The 2144-nt window shown below is 61.4% G+C and carries 1 protein-coding gene; it reads left to right on the forward strand.

What is annotated here, in order from left to right:
• A partial coding sequence (locus B3187_RS05575) for a [protein-PII] uridylyltransferase (protein ID WP_286805017.1) occupies nt 1-2144 on the forward strand: 2144 nt, incomplete at both ends.

Here is a 2144-nt window from a genome sequence, read left to right on the forward strand (position 1 = left end):
TCGGACATGACGGTGCGCACCGCAACGCTCGAAAGCCGCTTCCTTGTCGGCGACGATACGCTTTTCAACCAGATGCGCGAGCGCTTCGACACCGAGATCGTCGAAAAGACCGGCCCCGAATTCATCGCCGCGAAAATGGCCGAGCGCGACGCCCGCCACGATGCACAGGGCAATACACGCTACGTGGTCGAACCCAACGTCAAGGACGGCAAGGGCGGGTTGCGCGATCTCAATACGCTCTACTGGATCGGCAAATATTTCTACCGCGTCCAGACCTACCCCGAACTGATCGGCAAGGGCGTGTTTTCCAAAACCGAATACCGCGCCTTCCAGCGCGCCGAGGATTTCCTGTGGGCCGTGCGCTGCAATCTGCACTTTCTCGTCGGCCGGGCCGATGACCGGCTGACCTTCGAGATCCAGCAGGAAATGGCCGAGCGCATGGGCTATCACGACCGCGCCGGCATGCTCGGGGTCGAGCGCTTCATGAAGCGCTATTTCCTAGTCGCCAAGGACGTGGGCGATCTGACCCGCATCTTCTGCACCTCGCTCGAATTCGCCCACGCCAAAAAGGTCGATGCCTTTGGCCGCGTGTTCGGCAATTTCCGCAAGGCGCGCCGCCAGATCCGGGGCGAAACCGATTTCGTCCTCGAGCATGGCCGCATCACCGTCGCCGATGACGAGGTGTTCGAAAAGGACCCGGTCAACATCGTCAAGATTTTCTGGGTGGCCGGCCGCGAAGGGGTGATGTTCCACCCCGATGCGCTCAAGCTTCTGACCCGGTCGATGCGCCTGATCGATAAGAAATTGCGGGCCGACGAGCGGGTAAACGCCTATTTCCTCGAAATCCTCACCAGCCCCAAATCGGTCGAGCGCATCCTGCGCCGCATGAATGAATCGGGCGTGCTGGGCAAGCTGGTGCCCGAATTCGGCAAGATCGTCGCGCTGATGCAGTTCAACATGTATCACCACTATACTGTGGACGAGCATCTGATCCGCGCCGTCGGCGTCATGGCCGACATCGCCAATGGCGGGCTGAAAAACGAGCTTCCGCTCACCCACGAGCTGTTGCCCCATCTCTCCGATGTGCGCCTGCTCTATGTGGCGCTGTTCCTGCACGATATCGCCAAGGGCCGCCCCGAGGATCATTCCGAAGCCGGCGAAGCCATCGCCCGCAAATTCTGCCCGCGCCTTGGCCTGTCTGCTGCCGAAACCGATACCGTCGCCTGGCTGGTGCGCTACCATCTTCTGATGAGCGAGATTTCCCAGTCCCGCGACATCCAGGACCCCGATACGGCACGCAATTTCGCCCAGATCGTGCAAAGCCCCCAGCGTCTCGCGCTCTTGATGATCCTCACCGCCTGCGATATCCGCGCCGTAGGTCCGGGCACCTGGACAGGCTGGAAGGGCTCGCTCCTGCGCGCGCTTTATTACGCAACCGAACCGCTCCTTTCGGGTGGCCATTCCCAGGTTTCCCAGCACGACCGGATCATCGAGGCCCAGGACGCCTTGCGCGCCGGGCTCACCGATTGGACGCCGCCCCGGCTCGATGCCTATATCGAGCGCCAGTTCCCCAATTACTGGCTGCGCGCCGAACCCGATCTCCAACTCGCCCATGCGCAGATGATCGATGCCGCGGAGGCGAAAAATTCCAGCTTTGCCGGGTCCACCTCCATCAAGGCCTTCGAGGGTATTACAGAGGTTACCTTCTACACCCCCGATCACCCACGCCTTCTCTCGCTGATCGCCGGCGCCTGCACCACTGCAGACGCCTCGATCATCGGGGCGCAGATTTTCAACACGCGCGATGGCTACGCGCTCGATACCTTCCGCCTGCGCCGCGCCTTCACCTCCGACGAAGACGAAAAGATCAGGGCGTCCCGGATTACCGATACCGTCAAGGCTTTGCTCGAGGGCCGCAAATATCTCCCTGCCGATCTGGGCGTGGATTCGCGCTACAACAGGCGCCTGCGGCCCTTTTCGGTGCCCACCGAAATCTTCATTTCCAACGCCCTGTCCGACAAATTTACGGTCATCGAGATTTCCGGCCTCGACCGCACTGGCCTGCTCTATCACCTGACCCGCGCGCTGTCCGATCTCAACCTCACCATCGGCTCGGCCCATATCGGCACCTATGGCGAAAAGGC

The sequence above is a fragment of the Marinimicrobium sp. UBA4209 genome (assembly GCF_002381585.1).
GTDB classification, from domain to species: Bacteria; Pseudomonadota; Gammaproteobacteria; order Pseudomonadales; family Cellvibrionaceae; genus Marinimicrobium; species Marinimicrobium koreense.